This window comes from Stenotrophomonas sp. YJH_SMC_69 (assembly GCF_059370495.1).
This window is the reverse complement of sequence record NZ_JCAFTS010000005.1, coordinates 33,461-57,452: the sequence shown is the minus strand read 5'-3', so window position 1 is coordinate 57,452 and position 23,992 is coordinate 33,461. Positions and strand designations below refer to the sequence as shown.

Here is a 23,992-nt window from a genome sequence, read left to right as displayed (position 1 = left end):
TCAGGCCGCGCTCACCGGCAGGTGGTAGGGTCGAAGGTCTCTGTAGTGTCGACAAGGAGTCGAGCCATGCGTGTAGTTCCCAGTCTGTTGGCAGCCTCGCTCGGGTTGGTGCTGGCCGCGTGCCAGCCGGCCCAGGCACCCGCTGCGGGCGGCACCGATGCCGCGCCGCCGGCGGCGCCCGAACCGGCTGCCAGCACCAGCGCCGGTACCGGCAGCGAGACCACGTACCAGTGTGGTGATCTGAGCGTGCGCGCGACCTTCAATGGCGAGGATGCGGCCACGGTGGTGATCGGCGAACGTACCTTCGCCATGACCTCCGAACGTGCGGCGTCGGGTGCCAGGTACGGTGATGGCCAGGGCAACAGCTTCTGGACCAAGGGCGGCGATGACGGCCTGTTGAGCCTGAAGGGCGAGGCGGACCGCGAGTGCCATGCGGTCGAAGCGACCGAAGGCGATGGCAGCGCGGGCACGGCCGCGTTCCGCGCCACGGGCAACGAGCCGGGCTGGTTGGCGGTCGTCGATGGCGACGCGCCGGGCCTGCGGGTGGAAGTTGACTATGGCGAGCGTCGCTTCGACGTCGCCACGCCCACCGAAGGTGCTGACGGTTGGAGTGGCAAGGCGTCCGACGGTACCGACGTCAAGCTCAGCTTCCAGCGCACCACCTGCCAGGACGACATGAGCGGCGAGGCGTTCGATGCCAAGGTGAACCTGACCATCGGCACCCGCCAGTACCACGGCTGCGGCAACTTCGGCGCGAAGCAGCCGTAAGCCTTCTGTAGAGCCGAGTCCACGCTCGGCTCTACACGATCGCTACATCCGATGCGCTGCCCGCTGCCTGCGGCGAGCACGCCGCAAGCAGGGACAGGCAGCCGATCAGCGCAAGGCGCTTAGTCGGCGCGGCCGGCGAATTCGCCGGTGGCGGTGTTCACCAGCACGCGTTCGCCGTTGACGATGTACTCCGGCACCATGATCTCGATGCCGGTGTTGAGCTTGGCCGGCTTCGGGCGCTTGGTGGCAGTGCCGCCCTTCAGTTCCGGCGGGGTCTCGATCACTTCCAGCACTACCGAGGCCGGCAGCTGGATCGCCACCGGCTGCTCGTCGATCACCTGCACGTAGATGCCGGTCAGGCCGTCGGTGATGTAGCCGGCGTCGTCGCCGATCACGTCCGCGTCCAGGGTGTAGGGCGTGTAGTCCTCGTCATCAAGGAACACGAAGGCATCGCCGTCCCTGTACGAATAGGTGGACTGGCGGCGCAGCAGTTCGACCTCGACCAGGTTGTCGTCGGCATCGAAGCTGGCGTCGAGCTTGTTGCCGCCCGGCACGCTGTACATGATGAAGCGGAAGCGGACGTTGCCGCCGCGACCCTGCGGCGAGCTGCGCTCGATGTCGCGGATCTGGTACACGCCGTTGTTGTACTCGACGACGTTGCCCTTCTTGATGTCGTTGGCTTTCATGGTGATCTAGGTCGTTGGGGGAGGGCGCCGTCCCGGCGCCCGGGGGGAATCACTTCGGAGCGAGGCGGGTAGCGCCGTCCAGGCGGATGGTCTCGCCGTTGAGGTAGGTGTTGCCGAGGATGAAGCCGACCAGGCTGGCGAAGTCTTCCGGCTTGCCCAGGCGCGACGGGAACGGGATCGAGGCGGCCAGCGACTGCTGCACGGCTTCGGGCATGCCATCGACCATCGGCGTCCAGAACACGCCAGGAGCAATCGTATTGACGCGGATGCCGAAGCGCGACAGTTCGCGCGCCATCGGCAGCGTCATCGACACCACGCCGCCCTTGCTGGCGGCATACGCGGCCTGGCCGATCTGTCCTTCATAGGCAGCGATGCTGGCGGTGTTGATGATCACGCCGCGCTCGCCGTCTTCGCCGGCGTCGTTGTGCTGCATGCGGTTGGCCGCGGCCTTGGCGACGTTGAAGCTGCCGACCAGGTTGACCATCACCGTGCCCTGGAAGCCGGCCAGCGGCATCGGGCCTTCCTTGCCGAGCACGCGACCGGCGCCGAGGATGCCGGCGCAGTTCATCGCCACGTTCAGGCCGCCGAGGAAATCGTGGGCCCGGTCGATGGCTGCAGCCACGGCCGCCTCATCGCTGACATTGACATTGAAATAGCGGGCCTTGTCGGCACCCAGCCCGGCAACGGCAGCTGCACCCTTGTCGTCGTTGAGGTCGAACAGAGCCACCTTGCCGCCCTGGGCGACGAGGTGCTGGGCCACGGCCAGGCCGAGGCCGGAGACGCCGCCAGTGATCACGGCACGTACGGAAGACAGCTGCATTGAACGGTCCTGCAGGTTCGAGAACCGCCGATTCTAACGGAAGCGGCGACCGTCGCCGTTGTGCGCTGCGCCGCCCGAGCGGGAGCGGCGCAGCGGGGTGCTCAGCCGGTCGCTGCGAGCGCCTGGCCGGTGCGGCTGGCGGTGGCGCGGCCGAGCAGGCCGGCCAGCCAGCGGCCGGTCTCGGCCAGTGCCGGCAGGTCCACGCCACTGTCCAGGCCCAGGCCCTGCAGCAGGTAGACCACGTCCTCGCTGGCGACGTTGCCGCTGGCCCCCTTCGCGTACGGGCAGCCACCGGCGCCCGAGACTGCACTGTCGACCACGCGCACGCCTGCTTCCAGGCAGGTGGCGATGTTGGCGATGGCCTGGCCGTAGGTGTCGTGGAAGTGCACGGCCAAGGCTTCCATCGGGATCTCGGCAGCGACCGCCTGCAGCATCGCCCGTGCCTTGCGTGGGGTGCCGACGCCGATGGTGTCGCCCAGCGAGATTTCGTAACAGCCCATCTGGTGCAGCGCGCGCGCCACCCGCACCACGTCGGCCAGCGGCACCTCGCCCTGGTAGGGGCAGCCGAGCACGGTGGAGACGTAGCCGCGCACGCGCACGCCATCGGCGGCGGCGCGGCGCAGTATCGGCTCGAACCGGGCCAGCGATTCGTCGATGCCGGCATTGGTGTTGGTGCGGTTGAAGGCCTCGGACGCAGCGGTGAACACCGCCACTTCCTCCACGCCCACCGCGCGGGCGCGGTCGTAGCCCTGTTCGTTCGGCACCAGCACCGGGTAGTGGATGCCCGGCCGGCGCTGGATGCCGGCGTAGACCTCGGCGGCATCGGCCAGCTGCGGAATCCACTTCGGGCTGACGAAACTGGTCGCCTCGATGCTGCGCAGGCCGGTGGCCGACAGGCGGTTGATCAGTTCGATCTTGTCGGCGGTGGACACCAACTGCTTTTCGTTCTGCAGGCCATCACGCGGGCCGACCTCGACAATGCGGACGTAATCGCTCATGCGGCTGCCCCATCGGCGGGGCGGTGGCAGACCGCCTCGATGTTGTTGCCGTCCGGGTCGAGCACGAAGGCGGCGTAGTAATCCGGGTGATACCACGGGCGCAGGCCCGGGGCGCCGTTGTCGCGGCCACCGGCGGCGAGGGCGGCGGCGTGGAAGGCGTCCACCTGCGCGCGGCTGGCGCAGGCGAAGGCCACGTGCACGCCGTGGCTGGCGGTGCCGCCATTGCCGAGCCAGAAGAACGGCTTGCTGTCGCTGCCGAAGCCGATGTGGTCGTGGTCGCCGGTCTGTTCGGCGCTCACTTCCATCACCACGCCGATCTGCAGCGGCGCCAGTGCCTGCAGGAAGAAGGTCCTGCTGCGCGCCAGGTCGGCGCTGGTCAAACCAAGATGATCGAGCATGTTCAGGCTTCCGTGACCCAGTGAGGGGCGCGCTTGTCGAGGAAGGCGCCCAGGCCTTCCTGGCCCTCGGCGGACACCCGCAGGCGCGCGATCAGGGCCGCATTATCCCGATCCAGCGCATCGCGGTCATGGCTGTCGCGGACCTGCCGGACCAGCTGCTTGGCGGTGGACGAGGCGATCGGGCCGGCCTTGTCGAGCAGGGCCAGCTGGCGCTCCAGCGCCTCGTCCAGGCGCTCGGGCTCGACCAGCTGGTGGACCAGGCCGATGCGCAGCGCAGTCTCGCCATCGAAGTGCTCGCCGGTGGCGAACCAGCGACGGGCCTGGCGCGGACCGATGGCCTCGATCACATAGGGCGAGATCACCGCGGGCAGCAGGCCCAGGCGGCTTTCGGTCAGGCCGAAGCGCGCCGAGCTGCTTGCGATGGCGATGTCGCAGCAGGCGACCAGGCCGACGCCGCCACCGAAGGCCGCGCCATGGACCCGGGCCAGGGTCGGCTTGGGCAGCTCGTCCAGGGTGCGCATCAGTCGAGCCAGGGCCAGCGAGTCCTCGCGGTTGTCGGCCTCGCTGGCGGCGGCCATGCCGCGCATCCACTGCATGTCGGCACCGGCCGAGAAGGAGGCGCCGTGACCGGCCACCACCACGGCCCGGATCGATTCGTCGCGTCCGGCGGCCTCCAGCGCGGCGGTCAGCCGGGCGATCAGGCTGGCGTCGAAGGCGTTGTGCAGCTCCGGCCGGTTCAGCCAGAGGGTGAGGACGGCGCCACGGCGCTCGATCTGCAAAGCATCGTTCATGGGATTCCAGGGTCACTCCATACCTGTATGGATCATAGCGGGCCATTGGTCATGGGCCATGACGCGACGCGGGAATGTTAGAATCGAGAACCATTTACATCCAGCAGAGAACACGCTAGATGACGCTGTCCGAACTGCCGCTGCACACCTCGGCCGTGGTCGAGTCCGTGCAGGACCTGCATGCCAACGATGCCATTGCCCGTCGCCTGCGCGAGCTGGGTTTCGTGAATGGCGAGGAAGTGCGCCTGGTGGCCAAGGGCCCGGTGGGCGGCGAGCCGCTGCTGGTGCAGGTCGGGTTCACCCGGTTCGCGCTGCGGATCAGTGAAGCCAAGCGGGTCGTGGTCGACGCCGCCAGCCAGGAACGACGTGCATGACCGCAATCGCCGCCACCGCCCCCCTGCGCATCGCGCTGGTCGGTAACCCCAACAGCGGCAAGACCGCGCTGTTCAACCAGCTGACCGGCAGCCGGCAGAAGGTCGCCAACTACACCGGCGTCACCGTCGAGCGCAAGGAGGGCCGCCTGCGCGCGCCGTCCGGCCGTGAATTCGCCGTGCTTGACCTGCCGGGCGCCTACAGCCTGCATCCGGCCAGCCTGGACGAGGCGATCACCCGTGACCTGTGCCGGGGCTTCTACCCGGGCGAGGCCGCGCCGGACGTGCTGCTGTGCGTGATCGACGCCACCAACCTGCGCCTGCACCTGCGCTTCGCGCTGGAACTGCGCGAGCTGGGCAAGCCGATGGTGGTGGCCCTGAACATGGTCGACGCGGCCCAGCGCCGCGGCATCCAGGTGGATGTGGCCGCGCTGGAACGCGAGCTGGGCGTGCCGGTGGTGGAGACCGTGGCGGTGCGCAAGCAGGGCGCCAAGGCCCTGGTCGAGCGCCTGGACGCCATGGTGCCGCACCTGGATGCGCCGGTGCCGGGCCCGGAAGGTGGCATCGATTACCACGCCAAGGTGCGCGGGATCCTGTCGGTCGCCGTGCGCATGCCGGCACGGACCGCGAAGATCGACGACGCGCTGGACCGCTGGCTGCTGCACCCGGTGTTCGGCCTGGTCAGCCTGGCGGTGGTGATGTTCCTGATCTTCCAGGCGGTGTACGCCTGGGCGACGCCGCTGATGGACGGCATCGAGGCTGGCTTCGCCTGGCTCGGCACCTTTGTTGGCAGCGTGCTGCCGGAAGGCCCGCTGGCCAGCCTGCTGACCGACGGCATCATCGCAGGCGTCGGCGGCGTGGTGGTGTTCCTGCCGCAGATCCTGATCCTGTTCTTCTTCATCCTGGTGCTGGAGGAGTCCGGCTACCTGCCGCGTGCGGCGTTCCTGCTCGACCGCATGATGGCGGCCGCCGGCCTGTCCGGTCGCTCGTTCATCCCGCTGCTGTCCAGCTTCGCCTGCGCGGTGCCGGGCATCATGTCCACGCGCAGCATCCAGGACCCGCGTGACCGCCTGGCCACGATCCTGGTGGCGCCGCTGATGACCTGCTCGGCGCGCCTGCCGGTGTACGCGCTGCTGATCGGTGCGTTCATTCCGCAGAAGACGGTGTGGGGCGTGTTCAACCAGCAGGGCCTGGTGCTGTTCGGCCTGTATGCGGCGGGCATTCTCAGCGCGCTGGCGATGTCGTGGATCATGAAGAAGTGGCGTCGCGACAAGAGCGAGCACCCGCTGATGCTGGAGCTGCCGTCGTACCGCCTGCCGCATGTGCGCGACCTGGCGGTGGGGCTGTACGAGCGCGGCATGATCTTCCTCAAGCGCGTCGGCGGCATCATCCTGGCGCTGACCATCCTGCTGTGGGTGCTGCTGTCGTTCCCGGCGGCACCGGCCGACGCCACGATGCCAGCCATCGACTACAGCTACGCCGGCCAGATCGGCCATGCGATGGCGGTGTTCTTCGCGCCGCTGGGCTTCAACTGGCAGATCTGCATCGCGCTGATCCCGGGCCTGGCCGCGCGCGAGGTGGCGGTGTCTTCGCTGGCCACCGTGTATGCGCTGTCGGCCGCCGATGACGATGCCGCCAGCCAGGCGCTGACCCCGCTGATCAGCGATGGCTGGTCGCTGGCGACCGCGCTGTCGCTGCTGGTCTGGTACATCTACGCCCCGATGTGCATCTCGACGCTGGCCACCATCAAGCGCGAGACCAATTCGTGGAAGCAGATGGGCTTTGCCGCGTTCTACCTGTTCGCAGCGGCTTATGTGGCCGCACTGATCACCTACCAGGTGACCAGGGCGCTGGGAGGCGGCTGATGGATACCGGCCTGCTGATCCAGTACCTGATCATCGCGGTGGCTGTGCTGGTCAGTGCCTGGGTGGTGCTGAAGAAGCAGTTCCCGGGCACCGTGCGCACGCTGCGCGGTGCGTTGGCGTTGGCCCTGTTGAAGCCGGGCCGCGCCGCCTGGCTGCAGGCGCTGGGGCGGAAGATCGCGCCGCCGGCAACGGGCGGTGGTGGTGCCTGTGGCGGTTGCGACAGCTGCGGGCCGAGCAAGAAGTGAAGTAGCGTCGAGCCTGTTCGGCTGCGGCCGCCTGGTGGGCGCGAACCTTCGGCCGGTGGGTGCGGGCCTTCGCCCTGTGGGTGCGAACCTTGGTTCGCACGCTCTCGGGGTTCAGACTTCTCTGCGGATGATTGCCCGGAAGCTCCCGTCCCGGTTCAATCGCCGCACCGATTCCCTGTTCCCATGGGCTGCCGCGAAACCCGCCACGTCGGCCAGGGCATCGAGCAGCAGGGCCTTCAACGCGTCGCGGTTACCGGCCTCCAGCAGATCTTCAAGATCCTGCTGGATGAAGGTGCGGCGCAGGCCCGGCGTTTCTTCGATCCGCCAGTCGACATGGGGCGTGGGGATGCTGGAGCGGTACCGGAAAGCCGTTTCAAGATCGTCAGGCGCGAGGGGATACGCGAGCAGTTCCGGAAAGTAGAGTCCAGCATTCACATAGAAGCCCCGGCTTTCGCTGGCGCGCTGGTGATTCACGACAAGCAGCGCGGCGTCCAGCAAGCGGTAGCGGGTCGTCGACGTCCCGGCAAAGCCGGTCTTCCTGGCGCACTTGCTGAAGACAGTCGAGGATTTCATGGGCTTTGCCTGGGCCGTAACAAGGGCCCACAGCCTTGAGGCGCAGTGCCTGACGGTCAATTGGCAAACGCGACACCCGCAACGAGCGCCCCATGTGGGTGCGAACGCTCCAGGTGGGTGCGAACCTTGGTTCGCACGCTCCTCTAGCTAGTTGGCCCGTGAGCCCAGCTCCGCTGCCAACGCCAGCCACCGGTTGCGTTGCTCCGGCGAGCTGCTGCGCACCGCACCGAGTCGGCTGACCCGCACCGGGCGGATGCCGCAGAATTCCAGAATAGTGGCGCGGATCTGGGTGATGCCCGGGTCGCGGTAGATCCAGCGGTAATACCAGGGCGGCGTATCCAGCGTGGTGATCACCCGTGCGCTGCGACCGGCCAGCAGCCGGTCCCACCAGACTGAATCGCGCCGGTAGCGGAAGGCGTACCCCGGCAGCAGCACGCGATCGAAGAAGCCCTTCAGCAGCGCCGGCATCGCGCCCCACCAGGTGGGATAGACCAGCACCAGATGGTCGCAGGCCTCGATCGCATCCGCAGTGTCCTGCAGGTCGGCTTCCAGCGGCTGGATCTGGCGGTAGCCATGGCGCAGCACCGGATCGAACTCGAGTTCGCCCAGTGCGATCAGGCGCACCCGATGGCCAGCATTCTCGGCGGCGGTGGCGTAGCGCTGGGCGAGGGCACCGCACAGGCTGTCGCGGTCGGGATGGCCGAGCAGGATCAGGATGGAACGGGACACGGCAACCTCGGGCAATGGAAAGTGCGCGAGGTTGGGCTATGCCCTTGGGGCAGAGTCAACCACCAGCGGCGCAGCCGCTGGGTTCCAGGATGCAGTCACCGCTACCGGAGTGCAGCCACTGCCGCAGTTCGTCGCTGACCTGCTGCAGGTCGAGCTCGACCTGCGCCAGCCGTGCCCGCTCGCTGGCGATGCGGCTGCGTTGTTGCTCAAGCAGGGCCAGCACCGCGGGCCAGTCGAGCCGTCCGTCGCGGCCCTGCAGGCGGGAGATCGCGGCCAGGGTGATGCCCAGCGCCAACGCCTGGCGGACCAGCTGCACCCAGGCCACATCCTGTTCGCTGTAGTCGCGATAGCGGTTCAGCCGAGGCACCGGCGGCAGTAGTCCGCGCGCCTCGTACAGGCGGATGGCCTTGGCGCTGGCGCCGGTCAGGCGGCTGACCTCGGAAATGCGCATTGGCTCAGTCCCGCACCAGCCCGCCATCGACCACCAGGTTCTGCCCGGTCACCGCGCGCGACCAGGGGCTGGCGAAGAACAGCGCGGCATCGGCGAATTCTGCTGGCGTGGTAACGCTGCGCAGTGGCGTGTTGGCGGCGATGTAGTCGAACACTGCCTCCGGCGTGGCAGCGCTGGCATCGGTGGTGCGCAGCAGGCCGCCGGACAGCATGTTCACGGTGATGCCATGCGGGCCGAGGTCGCCGGCCAGCGTGCGCGTGAGGGACAGTAGCGCGGCCTTGGCGGCGGTGTAGTCGTGGTAGGGCACGACCGGGTTCTGGAACAGCTTGGTGCCGATGTTGATGATGCGGCCGAAGCGGCGGGCCTGCATGCCGGGCAGGGCGGCCTGCACGGTGTTCAGCGCGCCGCGCACGCTGCCCTCGAACTGCGCCTGGAACGCCGACCAGCCGATATCGGCGGCGCCGTCGCGGGCATCACCATTGAACGAGAACGCGGCGAGCGCGTTGTTGACCACCGTGGTGACACCCTGGCCGAAGTGGGCCAGGGCGTGCTGCAGCATTGCATCGACCTGGCTGCGGTCGGTGACGTCGGCCGGCAGCGCGATCGCCTGTCCGCCCAGCTCGGCGGCCAGCGCCCGTGCGGGGCCTTCGCTGCGGTGGTAGTTGACGATGACGCGCGCACCCTGCGCCGCGAACGCGCGGGCGATGTGCTGGCCAAGGCCGCGGCCGGCGCCGGTGATCAGCACCAGCTGTTCGCTGATCTGCATGAGGGAGCTGCCATCCATTGCATGAAAGGGCATGCAGCGTAGCAGCGATGGCGCTTGCCGGAGCGGGCGTGCTGCCGCTAGCCTGCAGGCATGAACCAGACTCCTCTGCGATTGCTCATTCACGGTGCCTCCGGGCGCATGGGCCAGGCCCTGCTGCGGCTGGCCGCCGAACATCCTGAAACCCTGCAGATCGTGGCCGCAGTGACCGGCCGTGCGCCGGCACAGCGCGTGGTCGACGGCGTGCCGTTCTTCGGCGCCAGTGAGCTGCCCGGCGCGCCGGTGTTCGATGTGGCGATCGACTTCAGCCTGCCGGAGGGCTTCGACCCGATGCTGGCGCTGTGCGTGGAGCGGGGTGCCGGGCTGGTGTCGGGCACCACCGGTATCTCCAGCACGCAGCGCCAGGCGCTGGAGGCCGCGGCGGCGAAGATCCCGCTGGTATGGGCCTCGAACTTCAGCCTGGGCGTGGCGGTACTGGACGAGCTGGTGGAGCGCGCGGCGCAGGCGCTGGCCGGCTGGGACTGCGACATCGTCGAATCGCACCACACCCAGAAGAAGGATGCGCCATCGGGCACCGCGCTGACCCTGGGCGCGGCCGCGCAACGGGGCGGGGCGGAGCCGCACTACGCCAGCCTGCGTGCCGGTGACATCGTGGGCGAGCACATGGTGCAGTTCACCGGTCTGGGCGAGCGCATCGAGCTGGTGCATCGGGCCACCAACCGCGACATCTTCGCCCGCGGCGCCCTGTTCGCCGCCCGCCAGCTGCAGGGGCGGGCGCCGGGCAGCTACCGGGTGCGGGACCTGCTGCAGTAGGGCGGGCTGATTCCTGGGGTCGGATCCCTTTCCTGCGGAAAGGGCTCTGACCCCATCCGAGGGCGCCTGGGGTCAGAGCCTTTCCCATTCGGGAAATGGATCCGACCCCGCCTCCGGCCCGCATACGCCATCGGATTGAAATGAATGCGCAATCGCCTGTTCATGAAGCGCGATAACCGCTGGCGCGAGCGCCCCGGCAGCGCTACAATTCGCACTCGCCGAATCACGAAAGCCGGACCGGTCCCAGACCGTACGTCCGCGCTTTTTTGCAACCGGATTTCCGTGAAGCGCAGGCGTGACTTCGGCAGCCCCCTCGGTAGCCAAAGTGAGATTCCCGTGACCCAAGCCGCAATCCTCGTCCTCGAAGACGGCACCGTATTCGAGGGCGAATCCGTAGGCGCGCCCGGCCTGTCCGTCGGTGAGGTGGTGTTCAACACCGCCATGACCGGCTACCAGGAAGTGCTGACCGACCCGTCCTACGCCCGGCAGATGGTCACGCTGACCTATCCGCATATCGGTAACACCGGCATGACCGACCAGGACAACGAAGCGTCCAAGGTGTGGTCGGCCGGCCTGATCGTGCGCGACGTTCCGCGCCGCCCCAGCAACTGGCGCAGCCAGGTGTCGCTGCAGGACTGGCTGATCCAGCGTGGCGTGGTCGCCATCGCCGGCATCGACACCCGCAAGCTGACCCGCATCCTGCGCGAGAAGGGCGCGCAGAACGGTGCGCTGATGGCCGGCGACATCGACGTGGAAAAGGCACTGGAAGCCGCCCGCAAGTTCCCGGGGCTGAAGGGCATGGATCTGGCCAAGGTCGTCACTACCGAGAAGACCTACACCTGGACCGAGGGCCAGCTGGACCTGGATGCCAACGCTTTCGTCAGCGTGCCGGCCCGGTTCAAGGTCGTGGCCTACGACTTCGGCGTGAAGACCAACATCCTGCGCATGCTGGCCGAGCGTGGCTGCGAAGTGACCGTGGTACCGGCGCAGACCCCGGCCGCCGAAGTGCTGGCCCTGAAGCCGGACGGCGTGTTCCTGTCCAACGGCCCGGGTGACCCGGAGCCGTGTGACTACGCCATCGAAGCGATCAAGACCTTCATCGATGTGAAGATCCCGACCTTCGGCATCTGCCTGGGCCACCAGCTGCTGGGCCTGGCCTCGGGCGCGCAGACCATGAAGATGGGCCATGGCCACCACGGTGCCAATCACCCGGTGCAGGACCTGGACAGCGGCCGGGTGATGATCACCTCGCAGAACCACGGCTTCGCGATCGATGAAGCGACCCTGCCGCCGACCCTGCGCGTGACCCACCGCTCGTTGTTCGACGGGACCAATCAGGGTGTCGCCCGCACCGACGTGCCGGCGTTCTCGTTCCAGGGCCACCCGGAAGCGTCGCCGGGCCCGACCGATGTCGGTCCGCTGTTCGACCGCTTCGTGGTGCTGATGGAGCAGGCCAAGGCGTGATCAGTACGCCGCCGGCCCCCCGGTGGCGTCGCGATGGACCGTAAACCCCGCATCGCTGCTGCCCCCGGCGCGGCTCTGCGGATCAAGATTCCTGATCGACAGCGTGCGATCACTCCCCCTTGTCACGCTGTACTGACTTAGAGAAGAAAATGCCCAAGCGCACTGACCTCAAGACCATCCTCATCATCGGTGCTGGCCCGATCGTCATCGGCCAGGCCTGCGAGTTCGACTACTCCGGCGCCCAGGCCTGCAAGGCCCTGCGTGACGAGGGTTACCGCGTGGTGCTGGTCAACAGCAACCCGGCCACGATCATGACCGACCCGGAGATGGCCGACGCCGTCTACATCGAGCCGATCAACTGGCAGACGGTCGAGAAGATCATCGCCAAGGAAAAGCCCGATGCGCTGCTGCCGACCATGGGTGGCCAGACCGCGCTGAACTGCGCGCTGGACCTGGCCGACAACGGCGTGCTGGAGAAGTACAACGTCGAACTGATCGGCGCCAAGCGCGAAGCGATCCGCATGGCCGAAGACCGCGAGCTGTTCCGCGTGGCCATGGGTGAGATCGGCCTGGAATGCCCGACCGCCGCCGTCGCCCACACCCTGGACGAAGCGCTGGAGATCCAGACCCGCGTCGGCTACCCGACCATCATCCGCCCCAGCTTCACCCTGGGCGGCAGCGGTGGCGGCATTGCCTACAACCGCGAAGAGCTGGTCGAGATCGTCAGCCGCGGCCTGGAACTGTCGCCGACCACCGAGGTGCTGGTGGAAGAGTCGGTGCTGGGCTGGAAGGAGTTCGAGATGGAAGTGGTCCGCGACACTGCGGACAACTGCATCATCGTCTGCTCGATCGAAAACCTGGACCCGATGGGCGTGCACACCGGTGACTCGATCACCGTGGCGCCGGCGCAGACCCTGACGGACAAGGAGTACCAGCGCCTGCGCGATGCCTCCATCGCCGTGCTGCGCAAGATCGGCGTAGATACCGGTGGCTCGAACGTGCAATTCGGCATCAACCCGAAGACCGGCCGCGTGGTCGTCATCGAGATGAATCCGCGCGTGTCACGTTCCTCGGCGCTGGCCTCCAAGGCCACCGGCTTCCCGATCGCCAAGGTCGCCGCCAAGCTCGCCGTGGGTTACACCCTGGACGAACTGAAGAACGAGATCACCGGCGGCCTGACCCCGGCCTCGTTCGAGCCGTCCATCGATTACGTCGTCACCAAGATCCCGCGCTTCGCCTTCGAGAAGTTCCCGGCCGCCGACGCCCGCCTGACCACCCAGATGAAGTCGGTGGGTGAGGTGATGGCGATGGGCCGCACCTTCCAGGAGTCGGTGCAGAAGGCCCTGCGTGGCCTGGAAACCGGCAAGGTCGGCTTCGACCCGACCGGCCTGGACCTGGCCAACGAAGACGACCTGCAGACCCTGCGTCGCGAGCTGAAGGCGCCGGGCCCGGAGCGCCTGTTCTTCGTCGCCGATGCGTTCCGCGCCGGCATGAGCGTGGAAGAGATCTACGCACTGTCGTTCATCGACCACTGGTTCCTGGACCAGATCGAGGAAATCATCGCTGCAGAAGGCGAAGTCGCGGCCGGTGGCATCGACGCGCTGGACGCCGCACGCCTGCGCAAGCTGAAGCGTGCTGGCTTCTCCGATGCGCGCCTGGCGCAGCTGACCGGCACCAATGAAGCCGCCATCCGCGCGCTGCGTCGTGCGCACAAGGTGCGCCCGGTCTACAAGCGCGTGGACTCCTGCGCCGGTGAATTCTCCACCGGCACCGCCTACCTGTACTCGACCTACGAGGACGAGTGCGAGGCCGCGCCGAGCAACCGCGACAAGATCATGATCCTGGGCGGTGGCCCGAACCGCATCGGCCAGGGCATCGAGTTCGACTACTGCTGCGTGCACGCGGCACTGGCGCTGCGCGAGGATGGCTATGAAACCATCATGGTCAACTGCAACCCGGAAACCGTGTCGACCGACTACGACACCTCCGACCGCCTGTACTTCGAACCGCTGACCCTGGAAGACGTGCTGGAGATCGTCGAACTGGAACAGCCGAAGGGCGTGATCGTGCAGTACGGCGGCCAGACCCCGCTGAAGCTGGCGCGCGCGCTGGAAGCCAATGGCGTGCCGGTGATCGGCACCAGCCCGGACTCGATCGACCTGGCCGAAGACCGCGAGCGCTTCCAGCAGCTGGTCGACAAGCTGCGCCTGAAGCAGCCGCCGAACCGCATCGCCCGCAACGACCAGGAAGCCCTGTTGCTGGCCCGCGAGATCGGCTACCCGCTGGTGGTGCGCCCGAGCTACGTGCTGGGCGGCCGTGCGATGGAAATCGTCTACGGCGAAGCCGACCTGGCCCGCTACGTGCGCGACGCGGTGAAGGTGTCCAACGATTCGCCGGTGCTGCTGGACCGCTTCCTCGACAACGCCGTGGAGTGCGACGTCGACATCATTGCCGATGCCCAGGGCAACGTCCTGATCGGTGGCGTGATGGAGCACATCGAAGAAGCCGGCGTGCACTCGGGCGATTCCTCGTGCTCGCTGCCGCCGTACTCGCTGTCGGCTGAAACCCAGGCCGAGCTGCGCCGCCAGGTGGTGGAGCTGGCCAAGGCCCTGAACGTGGTCGGCCTGATGAACACCCAGTTCGCGATCCAGACCAGCGACGAGGGTGCCGACACCATCTACCTGCTGGAAGTGAACCCGCGTGCCTCGCGCACCGTGCCGTTCGTGTCCAAGGCCACCGGCATGCCGCTGGCCAAGATCGCCGCCCGCTGCATGGCCGGCAAGACGCTGGCCGAGCAGGGCGCGACCAAGGAAATCGTGCCGGACTACTACTCGGTGAAGGAAGCGATCTTCCCGTTCGCCAAGTTCCAGGGCGTCGACCCGATCCTCGGGCCGGAGATGCGCTCCACCGGTGAGGTGATGGGCGTGGGCCGCACCTTCAACGCCGCCTTCGCGCGGGCGCAGGAAGCCGGCGGCATCAAGGCCCCGCCGGTTGGCAAGGCCTTCGTCTCGGTGCGTGATCCGGACAAGAAGCGCGTGCTGCCGGTGGCCAAGGCGCTGCTGGCGCGTGGCTACAGCCTGGTCGCTACCCGTGGCACCGCCGCCTGGCTGCAGCAGCACGGCATGGACTGCGAGATCATCAACAAGGTGGTCGAAGGCCGTCCGCACATCGTCGACTCGATCAAGAACGGCGAGATCGTCTACATCGTCAACACGACCGAAGGTCGTTCGGCGATCAACGACTCGTTCTCGATCCGTCGCGAGGCGCTGCAGCATCGCGTCACCTACTCGACCACCATTGCCGGCGCCAAGGCGCTGGTGGATTCACTGGAATTCCGCGGTACCGGTCCCGTCTGGTCGCTGCAGGAGCTGCACAAGGAGTTGAATGCATGAGAGCCCCCATCACCATGAAGGGCGCGCAGAAGCTGCGCGACGAACTGGATCACCTGAAGTCGGTCAAGCGCCCGAAGGTGATCGCCGCCATCGCCGAAGCGCGTGAGCATGGCGACCTGAAGGAGAACGCCGAGTACCACGCCGCGCGCGAGGAACAGGGCTTCATCGAAGGCCGCATCAAGCAGCTGGAAGGCGAGCTGTCGCACGCCGAGATCATCGACGTGAGCAAGCTCAACGCCGGCTCCAAGGTGGTGTTCGGCGCCAGCGTGACGCTGGCCGACGTGGAAACCGACGAAGAGAAGAAGTACCAGATCGTCGGTGACCTGGAAGCGGACATCAAGCAGGGCCTGATCGCGATTTCCTCGCCGGTGGCGCGCGCGATGATCGGCAAGCTGGAAGGCGATTCGATCGTGATCGACGCCCCGGCCGGCCAGCGCGAGTACGAGATCGTCAGCGTCAGCTACGTGGACTGACACGGTGGCAACGGCGACCCTGCTGTTGCCGGCCCGCAGCCGCTTTGCCGCGGCTGCGTTGCCGGACGATGTGGCACGTGCGCTCGGCCGTGCCACGACCGTGCAGGTCGCGCCTGGCGAACGCGCGCAGCTGACGCGCCATTTCGCGGTTGCCGCGCCGCACTGGCCGGTGGCCGCGTTGACCCGCCAGCGCGACGTCGGCGATGCGGCCGGCGCCAGCTGGCTGCGTGCCGATCCGGCCTGCATGGTGCCGGACATGCATGGCGCGCGGATGATGGCCTACGGCGAAACCCTGCGGCCGACGCTGGCCGACAGCCTGGCCCTGCTGCCGGTGCTGCAGCCCTTGTTTGCCGATGCCGGGTTCGTGCTTGACGCACCGGACCCGTCGCGCTGGTACCTGCGGCTTCCAATCGACCTGGTGCTGCCGGACTTCAATAGTCCGGACGAGGTGCTGGGCGATGACCTGTTCTCGCATCTGCCGGAGGGCGAGGGCGGCCGTCGCTGGCGGGCGCTGATGACCGAAGCGCAGGTACTGCTGCACAACCATTCCTGGAACCAGCAGCGCGCCGCTCAGGGACAACAGCCGATCAATTCGCTGTGGTTCTGGGGCGGTGGCGTGATGCCGGTGTCGGTCAGCACGCCGCACGCACAGGTGCGCAGCCGCGATGCCCTGCTGCAGGGCCTGGCCCTGGCGGCTGGCGTAGCCGTCGATGGCGAACAGGCGGTGGATGCACTGGTCGACCTGCGCCAGCTGCGTTCGCTGCAGCAGCTCGGCAATGATGCAATCCGGCCGCTGCTGGCCGCGCTGAAGCGTGGCGAGCTGCAGCGGCTGGTGCTGGATTTCGAGGACGGCCTGCAGTTCCAGCTGGACCGCGGCCAGCGCTGGCAGTTCTGGAAGAAGCCGCGCCAGCTTCACGATTGATCGGGGTCGACCGATCGGGGTCGGATCCGTTTTCCATCGACCGATCGGGGTCGGATCCGTTTTCCGTCGGAAAACGGCTCTGACCCCCAGGGTTTGTCGGGGTTGCCGACCAGCGGCCGGCACTACCGCAGGTAGCGGCGCCTCAACGGACCTCGCTGACCACCGTCGGCAGTGTCCAGTGCCCGCCGAGCATATTGCGACACTGGCCCGTCGTGAAATCGCTGCTCTTCACGAAGCGCTCCCCGTCCCACACCCAGTCATTGGCGGAGATGCAATCGCCGACACCGCGGCCTCGGGAGCGGCCTCGCAGCGTAGCGTCATCGCGGTCAAAATCTTCGGCCAGGTTGGTGACAAAGGTCGCCTGGTAAGGCGATTTGTCTCGCACCACCCAGTAGGCGTTGCTCATGTTGTAGGCACCCACGAAGCAACTGGTGCTTGCCAGTACATGCTGGGCGTCCAGTCGCTGGATCTCGATCTCATCTGTCCCGCCATCGCTCAGGCGGCCGCACTCATCCGGCTTCGGCAGGCTGGCGATCAGCGCCTTGTGCAGGCCCGGTGCCTTGGCCAGCGCCGCGTCCGAGGCGCGCGGTGCCATCAGCGTGCCGCGCACGATCACTGGCACCGGCAACGCCGCAGGCACGCTCGCTTCGGGCTTGTCGCCACGCCGCACCAGCGCACCGGGCGTGCCCAGCCGGCCCTGGGCCTCGTCCATCTTCAGCAGTACGGCCGCTGCGCCGCTGTCGGAGATCGGCCACGCCTTGCCCTTGTCGTCGATGATCTCGATGCGTGCCTGGCGCGGCAGTGCGGCGACCAGTGCATCGGTCTGTGCCTGCTGCAACAACACGTTGTCCCCGTCGCCGGTGTCGTGCACCGGGCCCAGGTCCTTGCCGTTCAGGCGCAGGCGCAGCGCCCCGGTCGGCGTCGGGCTTTCGCCATCCTCGCCATTGCGCAGCCGCGCGAGCACCTTCGTACCCGGGCCGCCCGCGCGTTCCAGCATCAGGCTGAGCAGATTGCCGGGTTCTTCCGGGCTGTAGCCGGCGGCGCGGCAGGTGCGGGTGTTGTCACAGGCCAGCGACCAGTCGTTGTGCTGGAACTGCACGCCGGCCTTCGGTTCGGGCGTGGCGGCGTGGGCGGCCGGGGCCAGGGCGAGGCCCAGCAGCGCGGGAAGCAGCGTGCGATGCATGCGTTGAAGTCCATTTCAGGGCCGACAAGCATGGAAGATATGCTGGCAGATTCCAAATGCTCGCGATCAGGGGGGGAGCCTCCTGCGGGCAGAGAGATCCGACCCCGCGCTATCATGGGGATGTCTTCCGCAACCCGGCGATGCCGATGTCCCTTGCCGCCGATGCTGTGCAGCCATTCCCTGATACGCCGACGATCCGCCGCCGCGATGCGGTCGCGCCCGGCAGCTGGCCGGAGGGCACGCTGCCGCTGCTGGCGCGTCTCTATGCCAACCGGGGCGCCGGTACACCGGAGTTGGCGCAGCCGAGACTGGGCCATCTGCACGCCCCCGAGCTGCTGACCGGCATCGATGATGCGGTGGGTCTGCTGATCGAGGCCATCGCCAATGACAAGCGCATCCTGGTGGTCGGCGATTTCGATTGCGATGGCGCCACCGCCTGTGCGGTCGGCGTGCGTGGCCTGCGCATGCTCGGCGCGCAGCATGTCTTCCACGCGGTGCCGAACCGAATGGTGCACGGCTACGGCCTGTCACCCTCACTGGTGGAGGAGCTGGCCGAGCTGCAGCCGGACCTGCTGGTCACGGTCGACCACGGCATCGCCTGCCATGCGGGCGTGATCGCGGCCAAGGCGCGGGGCTGGCAGGTGCTGGTCACCGACCATCACCTACCCGGGCCGCAGCTGCCGCCGGCCGATGTCATCGTCGATCCCAATCTCGACGGTGATGCCTTCCCCAGCAAGTCGCTGGCCGGCGTCGGCGTGATCTTCTACGTGCTGATGGCGCTGCGCCGGCACATGCGCGAGGCCGGCGTCTTCGCCGATGGCAAGGGGCCGGACCTGACCACGCTGCTGGACCTGGTGGCGGTCGGCACCGTCGCCGACCTGGTGGCGCTGGATCCGAACAACCGGGCACTGGTCAGCGCGGGCCTGCGGCGTCTGCGCGCGGGGCAGGGCTGTGTCGGCCTGCGTGCGCTGATCGAAGCCAGCGGCCGTGATGCCGCGCGGCTCACAGCCACCGACATCGGCTTCGCGCTCGGCCCGCGCCTGAATGCCGCGGGCCGGCTGGAAGACATGGCGCTGGGCATCGCGCTGCTGCTGACCGAAGACCCGCGCCAGGCGCGCGAGATCGCGCAGACGCTGGAGCAGATCAATTCGGAACGGCGCGCCGTGCAGCAGTCGATGACCGACGATGCCGAGCAGGCGTTGACCCGGGTGGTGCTGGACATGGCCGGTCAGCGACCGGTGGCGGCCTGCCTGTTCGATGCCGACTGGCATCCGGGCGTGGTCGGCCTGGTCGCGTCGAAGATGAAGGACCGCCTGCATCGCCCGGTGATCGCCTTCGCGCCGGCCGAACCTGGCGCCGACACCCTGCGAGGCTCGGCGCGCTCCATTCCCGGCCTGCACATCCGTGACGCCCTTGCGCTGGTCGATGCGCGCCATCCGGGCCTGATCGAACGCTTCGGCGGCCACGCCATGGCGGCCGGGCTCAGCCTGCGGCGTGACCACGTCGACGACTTCAAGGCCGCCTTCGTCGCCGTGGTGCTGGAAATGCTCGACCCGGCGGCACTGCAGCAGCAGGTCCTCAGCGACGGTGAGCTGGCCGCCAACGAACTCGATCATCGCCATGCCGATGCGCTGCGTCTGGCAGGCCCATGGGGCCAGGGCTTCCCCGAGCCGCTGTTCGACGGCCACTTCGAAGTGGCCAACTGGCGCGTGCTGAAGGAGCGTCACCTGAAGCTGGAACTGCGCCTGCCCGGCGTGCCCGGCACGATCAACGCCATCCATTTCGGCGGCTGGCACGGCAACGCGCCCGGTCGCCATGTGCATCTCGCCTATCGCCTCGCCTGCGACGACTATCGCGGCGGCAGCGCCATCCAGCTGATCGTGGAGCACTGCCTGCCCGCATAGAAAAAGGGGACGGAGGGGATTAAGTCGCTTGTGCCTCGTTTGCCAATTGCGACTTAATCCCCTCCGTCCCCTTTTTGGGGGCGCCAACCCCATTACGGTTGCTGGTGCGTTCAAAGGTTCACGATCCCACTGGAGTCCGCTCATGGTCTTCGTCCGTTGCTGCACTGTGTTGTTGCTGGCCCTCGCGGCCTGGCCCGCTGGCGCGCAGTCGCCGCCGATCTCCCGGCCGCAGGCCAGCATGCCTTTGCTGATTGCCCCGGCCGCCGAGCAGGCGGTGCAGCTGCGACACGCCCGCATCGAAGGCGAAGTCCAGGCCGGCATCGCCCAGACCCGGATCACACTGGAATTCCACAACCCGAACCGGCGCGTGCTGGAGGGCGAGCTGCAGTTCCCGCTGGCCGACGGTCAGCAGATCAGCGGCTTCGCGCTGGATATCAACGGCGAGATGCGTGACGCGGTGCCGGTGCCCAAGGATCGCGGCCGCCAGGTGTTCGAGGAGATCGCCCGTCGCGGGGTCGACCCGGGCCTGCTGGAACAGACCGCCGGCAACCAGTTCCGGCTGCGCATCTACCCGCTGCCGGCTGGTGGCAGCCGGCGCGTGGAGCTGGTGATTCGCGAGCCGTTGGCCTTCGCCGGCCAAGGTTGGCAGTGGACGCTGCCGCTGCAGTTCGCCGCCGGCGCGGCCTCGGTTGAACTGAAACTGCAGACACCCGGCGCGACCACTGCAGGTACGGCACCCTTCCGCATCAGCGCGGGCCAACTGCTGTGGCAGGGCAAGGGCGCGCAGTTGCCGCAGCAGCTGCAGTGGAACCTGCCGGCAGCACGTCAGGCGCAGGTCCAGGTGGCGCACTGGCAGGATGGGCACTACCTGCTGGCACAACTGCCGGTGGCGGCCAGCAGTAAGCCGCGCACGCTGCCCAGCGAGATCGGCCTGCTGTGGGACGGCTCCGGATCGGCGGGACAGCGCGATCGCTCACGGGAGTTCGCCCTGCTGGATCGCTACTTCGCTGCGATGGGTGACGGCACCGTGGCCTTGACCGTGCTGCGCGATCGCGCCGAGCCGGTGCGTCGATTCCGCATCCGCGCCGGCAACTGGAACGAGCTGCGCGCAGCACTGCAGGCCGTGCGTCCGGACGGCGCCAGCGCACTGGCGCAGTGGCAGCCGCAGCCGGGCGTGAAGGAATACCTGCTGGTCAGCGATGGCCTGCTGACCTATGGGCCGGGACAGCTGCCGGCGATGGCGCCGGATCAGCGCTTGTTTGCGATCAGCAGCGCCGGCGCGCGCACCGATGCGGTGCGGCTGCGTGGTTGGAGCGAAGCGCATGGCGGCCGCTTCGTTGCGCTGGGCAAGGATGTCGAATTGGCCGCCCGTGAGCTGCTGTCGTCGCCGCTGGATGTGCAGGTCGATGCAGGGCGCGGCGTGCAGGACGTGGTGATCGATCGTCGCAGTGAAGCCCAGGGCTGGTTGTGGCTGCATGCACGACTGGCGGCCGACGGTGTGCCGATGCGGGTGCGCGTGGGTGGCGGCGAATGGCAGGCGCTGCCCGCCACGCAGAAGAGCAACGACGGAGAACTGCTGGCGGGCTTGTGGGCGCAGGCGCGCCTGCAGCAGCTGGCCGCCGATCGCCGTGGCAACCGCGAGGCGATGCAGCGCCTGTCACAACAGTTCGGCCTGGTCGGGCCGGATACCTCGCTGATCGTGCTGGAGACGCTGGAGGACTACCTGCGCTATGCGATCCGCCCTTCGGGCACGTTGCGCGCCGAGTACGACGCCAGGTTTGCAGTGCAGGTAAGTGATCGCGCCGCAGCCGATCGCCAGCGCCTGGATGAAGTGGCCGCTCGCTGGAAGGAGCGCCAGCAGTGGTGGAACCGCAGCTGGCCGAAGGGTGTGCCGCCGCAGCCGAAGGGCGGGGCACTCGAAGTGGCCTCCGCGGACTACGCGATGGAATCAGCGCCGGTGGCGATGCTCGCCGCGCCGGCCCCGGCGGCACCACCCGCCCCGGCACCGATGGCCGCCGCCGCCGAGCAGCGCATGGAAGCCAGCAGCGCGCGTGCGCGTCGCTCAGCGCCTGCATCGAACAAGGCCCTGGATTCAATCACGGTCACTGGTGGCCGTGTCGCTGCGCCCGCTGCTGCCAACGACGGCCAACTCGGCATCCAGCTGGCGGCCTGGCAGCCGGACTCGGCCATCGCCCGGCGCCTGCGCGAGGGCCCGCCGTCGCAACTCTACGACCGCTATCTGGCCGAGCGCGATGCCCACGCCGACAGCAGCGCGTTCTTCCTCGATGTGGCCGACCTGCTGCTGGAGCAGGGCCAGCGCGAACTGGCACTGCGGGTACTGTCGAACCTGGCCGAGATGGATCTGGACAACCGGCATCTGCTGCGCGTGCTCGGCTACCGGCTGATGCAGGCTGATGCCCCGGCACTGGCGGTGCCGGTGTTCGAGCAGGTGCTGGCGATGGGCCAGGAAGAACCGCAGAGCTTCCGCGACCTGGGCCTGGCGCTGGCAGCGGCCGGCAAGCCGCAGCAGGCGCTGGCGCCGCTGTACCAGGTGGTGGTGCGGCCGTGGGACAGCCGCTTCGATGGCATCGCCCTGATCGCATTGGATGAGCTGACCAACCTGGTGGCGCGCAGCACGCCACGGCTGGATACCTCGGCCATCGACCCGCGCCTGCTGCAGGCAATGCCGCTGGACCTGCGCGTGGTGCTGTCCTGGGATGCCGACAACAGCGACATGGACCTGTGGGTGACCGACCCGAACGGCGAGCGTGCCTACTACGGCAACCGCCAGACCTACCAGGGCGGGCGGATGTCGCAGGACTTCACCGGCGGCTATGGCCCCGAGCAGTTCTCGCTGCGCAACGCCAAGCCGGGCAAGTACAAGGTCGAGGCGAACTATTTCGGCAGTCGCCAGCAGCTGGTGACCGGTGCGACGACGCTGATGCTGCGCCTGACCACCCATTGGGGCACGGCCAAGCAGAAGGACCAGATGGTGACGATGCGGCTGAAGGATCGCGCCGAAACCGTGCTGGTGGGCGAGTTCGAGGTGCGTTGATCGCTCGGGCACCCGTGTAGAGTCGAGCTGGCTCGACTGCCTCAATGTAGAGCCGAGCCTGCGCTCGGCTCATGGCAGAAGCAGCCGAGCGTGGGCTCGGCTCTACACTACTGCGGTGCGCGCCATTGGCGCCGCCGGCGGATTCGCACGCAGGCCGAACAGGGGCCGCAGCCAACGCACGCGACGGATCAGCAACTCATGGATCAGCAGGCAGCCGCCGACAGTACCGGCCAGCAGCAGGGCCGGTTCCATCCACGGGCCCAACTGAAGTGGCTTGAGCCAGAACAGCAGCACGATGATCAGGCTCTGGTGCAGCATGTACCAGGGATAGATCGCCTCGGTGCAGTACGGCAGCCAGCGGAACGGGCGATCGAGGAAGACCTTTCCCCAGCCGAGGATGGCCAGCAGCGCGGTCCATACGTAAAGCGACTGGCTGGCCCGGCCCTGCAGGTCCCAGAACGGTTCGGGCCATTGCCGCAGCGGGGAATCGGCGGGCAATACCTGGCCGAGGATGCGCAACCCCAGATACCAGCCGACGGCAGCCAGCGCCAGCCATAGCGTGGTGCGGCGCAGGGCGACCACGCGCTCCCAGAACACCGGTTCACGACCCAGCAGGTAGCCGGCCAGGAACACCGTCGCGTACTTCGCGTGCTGGTACCAGTCGCCGAGCAGGGCATTGGTGGACGGGTAGATCGGCTCCAGCCAGATCACCCAGGCCAGCAGCAGGGCGGACGGAAGGCCGATCAGCAGCATCGGCGATGCTGCGCAGAGCGCCATCGCGCGGCGAACCACCGCCGTTCCCAGCAATGGCATCAACAGGGCCAAGGCCAGCGTGTAGTTCCACAGATAGGCCAGGTACCACAGGTGGTTCCAGGTGATGCCGTACTGCCAGCCGGCGAAGCTGCCTTCCGGCCACGGTCGCACCTGCCAGTAGCGCAGCAGGAACTGGCCGAAGCCGGGTGCCACGTGGCCGTTGGCCACGCCTTCGCAATAGGGCTGGATCGGCACGATCACGAACATGCCGAACAGCAGCGGCAGCAGCAGCCGCCAGGTGCGCAGGCCGGCGAAGCGCAGCAACCTGCCTTCCGGCCGCATCAGCGCGATGGCGATACCCGAGATCAGGAACAGCAGCGACATCCGCCAGCGGTTGACGAACAGCATCGGCCACTGCAGCCATTCGGCGGTATGCACGCTCTTGAGGTGAAAGCCCCAGTCGTCCACGTAGGCCATGGCGGTGTGGTAGAGGATCAGCAGGGCGAAGGCGAACACGCGCAGGGCGTCGATGTCGTAGCGTCGGGTCATGGTGGTGGTGTGCCGGAGAGTCGAGC

22 protein-coding genes are annotated in these 23,992 nt (G+C 68.0%); 11 read left to right on the top strand and 11 right to left on the bottom strand.

The genetic code is table 11. From position 1 onward, the window contains the following. Nucleotides 1-66: 66 nt before the first annotated feature. Nucleotides 67-768: a COG3650 family protein gene (locus AC5P8F_RS10265; protein ID WP_049440077.1), complete on the top strand. Its 702-nt coding sequence runs from the start codon at nucleotides 67-69 to the stop codon at nucleotides 766-768. Between the two features lie 119 nt (nucleotides 769-887). Here the strand turns inward: AC5P8F_RS10265 and yeiP are convergent, their stop codons facing one another. The 5 genes from yeiP to AC5P8F_RS10240 form a co-directional block, all read right to left on the bottom strand. After that, a complete protein-coding gene (yeiP, locus tag AC5P8F_RS10260) occupies nucleotides 888-1,454 on the bottom strand; it encodes an elongation factor P-like protein YeiP (RefSeq protein ID WP_049440079.1) in 567 nt (188 codons plus the stop codon). Between the two features lie 49 nt (nucleotides 1,455-1,503). After that, the gene (locus tag AC5P8F_RS10255; RefSeq protein ID WP_049440081.1) at nucleotides 1,504-2,274 is read right to left on the bottom strand and encodes an SDR family oxidoreductase; all 771 of its coding nucleotides are present in this window, start codon (nucleotides 2,272-2,274) and stop codon (nucleotides 1,504-1,506) included. A 101-nt stretch (nucleotides 2,275-2,375) separates the two neighbouring features. Next, nucleotides 2,376-3,272 (bottom strand): hydroxymethylglutaryl-CoA lyase, encoded by an 897-nt coding sequence (locus AC5P8F_RS10250; RefSeq protein ID WP_262094264.1) that lies wholly within the window; start codon nucleotides 3,270-3,272, stop codon nucleotides 2,376-2,378. Continuing rightward, the gene (locus AC5P8F_RS10245; RefSeq protein ID WP_262094263.1) at nucleotides 3,269-3,670 is read right to left on the bottom strand and encodes a VOC family protein; all 402 of its coding nucleotides are present in this window, start codon (nucleotides 3,668-3,670) and stop codon (nucleotides 3,269-3,271) included. The genes AC5P8F_RS10250 and AC5P8F_RS10245 overlap by 4 nt, the downstream gene beginning before the upstream one ends. A 2-nt stretch (nucleotides 3,671-3,672) precedes the next feature. Next, nucleotides 3,673-4,461: an enoyl-CoA hydratase/isomerase family protein gene (locus AC5P8F_RS10240; RefSeq protein WP_495228043.1), complete on the bottom strand. Its 789-nt coding sequence runs from the start codon at nucleotides 4,459-4,461 to the stop codon at nucleotides 3,673-3,675. A 119-nt stretch (nucleotides 4,462-4,580) separates the two neighbouring features. Between AC5P8F_RS10240 and AC5P8F_RS10235 the strand changes: the two genes are divergently transcribed. Genes AC5P8F_RS10235 through AC5P8F_RS10225 form a run of 3 tightly spaced genes read left to right on the top strand, consistent with a single transcriptional unit; the run spans nucleotide 4,581 to nucleotide 6,942 of the window. Next, nucleotides 4,581-4,835: a FeoA family protein gene (locus AC5P8F_RS10235; RefSeq protein ID WP_005416370.1), complete on the top strand. Its 255-nt coding sequence runs from the start codon at nucleotides 4,581-4,583 to the stop codon at nucleotides 4,833-4,835. Next, nucleotides 4,832-6,697 (top strand): ferrous iron transporter B, encoded by a 1,866-nt coding sequence (feoB, locus tag AC5P8F_RS10230; protein WP_032959475.1) that lies wholly within the window; start codon nucleotides 4,832-4,834, stop codon nucleotides 6,695-6,697. The genes AC5P8F_RS10235 and feoB overlap by 4 nt, the downstream gene beginning before the upstream one ends. Beyond that, the gene (locus tag AC5P8F_RS10225; protein ID WP_049440085.1) at nucleotides 6,697-6,942 is read left to right on the top strand and encodes a DUF6587 family protein; all 246 of its coding nucleotides are present in this window, start codon (nucleotides 6,697-6,699) and stop codon (nucleotides 6,940-6,942) included. The genes feoB and AC5P8F_RS10225 overlap by 1 nt, the downstream gene beginning before the upstream one ends. 111 nt (nucleotides 6,943-7,053) lie before the next feature. Here the strand turns inward: AC5P8F_RS10225 and AC5P8F_RS10220 are convergent, their stop codons facing one another. The 4 genes from AC5P8F_RS10220 to AC5P8F_RS10205 form a co-directional block, all read right to left on the bottom strand. After that, the gene (locus AC5P8F_RS10220; RefSeq protein ID WP_032959471.1) at nucleotides 7,054-7,515 is read right to left on the bottom strand and encodes a DUF4304 domain-containing protein; all 462 of its coding nucleotides are present in this window, start codon (nucleotides 7,513-7,515) and stop codon (nucleotides 7,054-7,056) included. 147 nt (nucleotides 7,516-7,662) lie between these two features. After that, entirely contained in the window at nucleotides 7,663-8,244 is a 582-nt protein-coding gene (locus AC5P8F_RS10215) for an NAD(P)H-dependent oxidoreductase (protein ID WP_049408776.1), read from the bottom strand. Nucleotides 8,245-8,299: 55 nt separating this feature from the next. Then, a complete protein-coding gene (locus AC5P8F_RS10210; RefSeq protein WP_197606725.1) occupies nucleotides 8,300-8,695 on the bottom strand; it encodes a MerR family transcriptional regulator in 396 nt (131 codons plus the stop codon). A gap of 4 nt (nucleotides 8,696-8,699) precedes the next feature. After that, the gene (locus AC5P8F_RS10205; protein ID WP_495228040.1) at nucleotides 8,700-9,461 is read right to left on the bottom strand and encodes a 3-oxoacyl-ACP reductase; all 762 of its coding nucleotides are present in this window, start codon (nucleotides 9,459-9,461) and stop codon (nucleotides 8,700-8,702) included. Nucleotides 9,462-9,551: 90 nt separating this feature from the next. On the opposite strand from AC5P8F_RS10205, the gene dapB reads away from it, so the two are divergent. From dapB to AC5P8F_RS10180, 5 genes are all read left to right on the top strand, one after another. After that, on the top strand, nucleotides 9,552-10,271 hold the full coding sequence (gene dapB / locus AC5P8F_RS10200) for a 4-hydroxy-tetrahydrodipicolinate reductase (protein ID WP_169411792.1): 720 nt from the start codon (nucleotides 9,552-9,554) through the stop codon (nucleotides 10,269-10,271). A 336-nt stretch (nucleotides 10,272-10,607) separates the two neighbouring features. After that, nucleotides 10,608-11,735, top strand: a complete 1,128-nt coding sequence (gene carA / locus AC5P8F_RS10195; protein ID WP_014646993.1) for a glutamine-hydrolyzing carbamoyl-phosphate synthase small subunit — start codon at nucleotides 10,608-10,610, stop codon at nucleotides 11,733-11,735. Between the two features lie 149 nt (nucleotides 11,736-11,884). Beyond that, nucleotides 11,885-15,127 carry a carbamoyl-phosphate synthase large subunit gene (gene carB / locus AC5P8F_RS10190; RefSeq protein ID WP_169411793.1) on the top strand — a complete coding sequence of 1,081 codons (3,243 nt, stop codon included), beginning with the start codon at nucleotides 11,885-11,887 and terminating at the stop codon, nucleotides 15,125-15,127. Nucleotides 15,128-15,135: 8 nt separating this feature from the next. Beyond that, nucleotides 15,136-15,600 carry a transcription elongation factor GreA gene (gene greA, locus AC5P8F_RS10185; protein WP_181453298.1) on the top strand — a complete coding sequence of 155 codons (465 nt, stop codon included), beginning with the start codon at nucleotides 15,136-15,138 and terminating at the stop codon, nucleotides 15,598-15,600. A gap of 4 nt (nucleotides 15,601-15,604) precedes the next feature. Beyond that, nucleotides 15,605-16,522: a Regulatory protein, RpfE type gene (locus AC5P8F_RS10180; RefSeq protein ID WP_014646995.1), complete on the top strand. Its 918-nt coding sequence runs from the start codon at nucleotides 15,605-15,607 to the stop codon at nucleotides 16,520-16,522. A 142-nt stretch (nucleotides 16,523-16,664) separates the two neighbouring features. On the opposite strand, the gene AC5P8F_RS10175 is transcribed toward AC5P8F_RS10180, so the two are convergent. After that, nucleotides 16,665-17,705 (bottom strand): DUF1176 domain-containing protein, encoded by a 1,041-nt coding sequence (locus AC5P8F_RS10175; RefSeq protein WP_495228037.1) that lies wholly within the window; start codon nucleotides 17,703-17,705, stop codon nucleotides 16,665-16,667. 146 nt (nucleotides 17,706-17,851) lie between these two features. Between AC5P8F_RS10175 and recJ the strand changes: the two genes are divergently transcribed. Both recJ and AC5P8F_RS10165 read left to right on the top strand, forming a co-directional pair. After that, a complete protein-coding gene (gene recJ / locus AC5P8F_RS10170; RefSeq protein WP_445978992.1) occupies nucleotides 17,852-19,609 on the top strand; it encodes a single-stranded-DNA-specific exonuclease RecJ in 1,758 nt (585 codons plus the stop codon). 142 nt (nucleotides 19,610-19,751) lie between these two features. After that, on the top strand, nucleotides 19,752-22,664 hold the full coding sequence (locus tag AC5P8F_RS10165; RefSeq protein WP_495228033.1) for a DUF2135 domain-containing protein: 2,913 nt from the start codon (nucleotides 19,752-19,754) through the stop codon (nucleotides 22,662-22,664). Between the two features lie 102 nt (nucleotides 22,665-22,766). On the opposite strand, the gene AC5P8F_RS10160 is transcribed toward AC5P8F_RS10165, so the two are convergent. Then, nucleotides 22,767-23,966, bottom strand: coding sequence for an acyltransferase family protein (locus AC5P8F_RS10160; RefSeq protein ID WP_049418897.1), 1,200 nt, complete (start codon nucleotides 23,964-23,966; stop codon nucleotides 22,767-22,769). Nucleotides 23,967-23,992 lie beyond the last annotated feature (26 nt).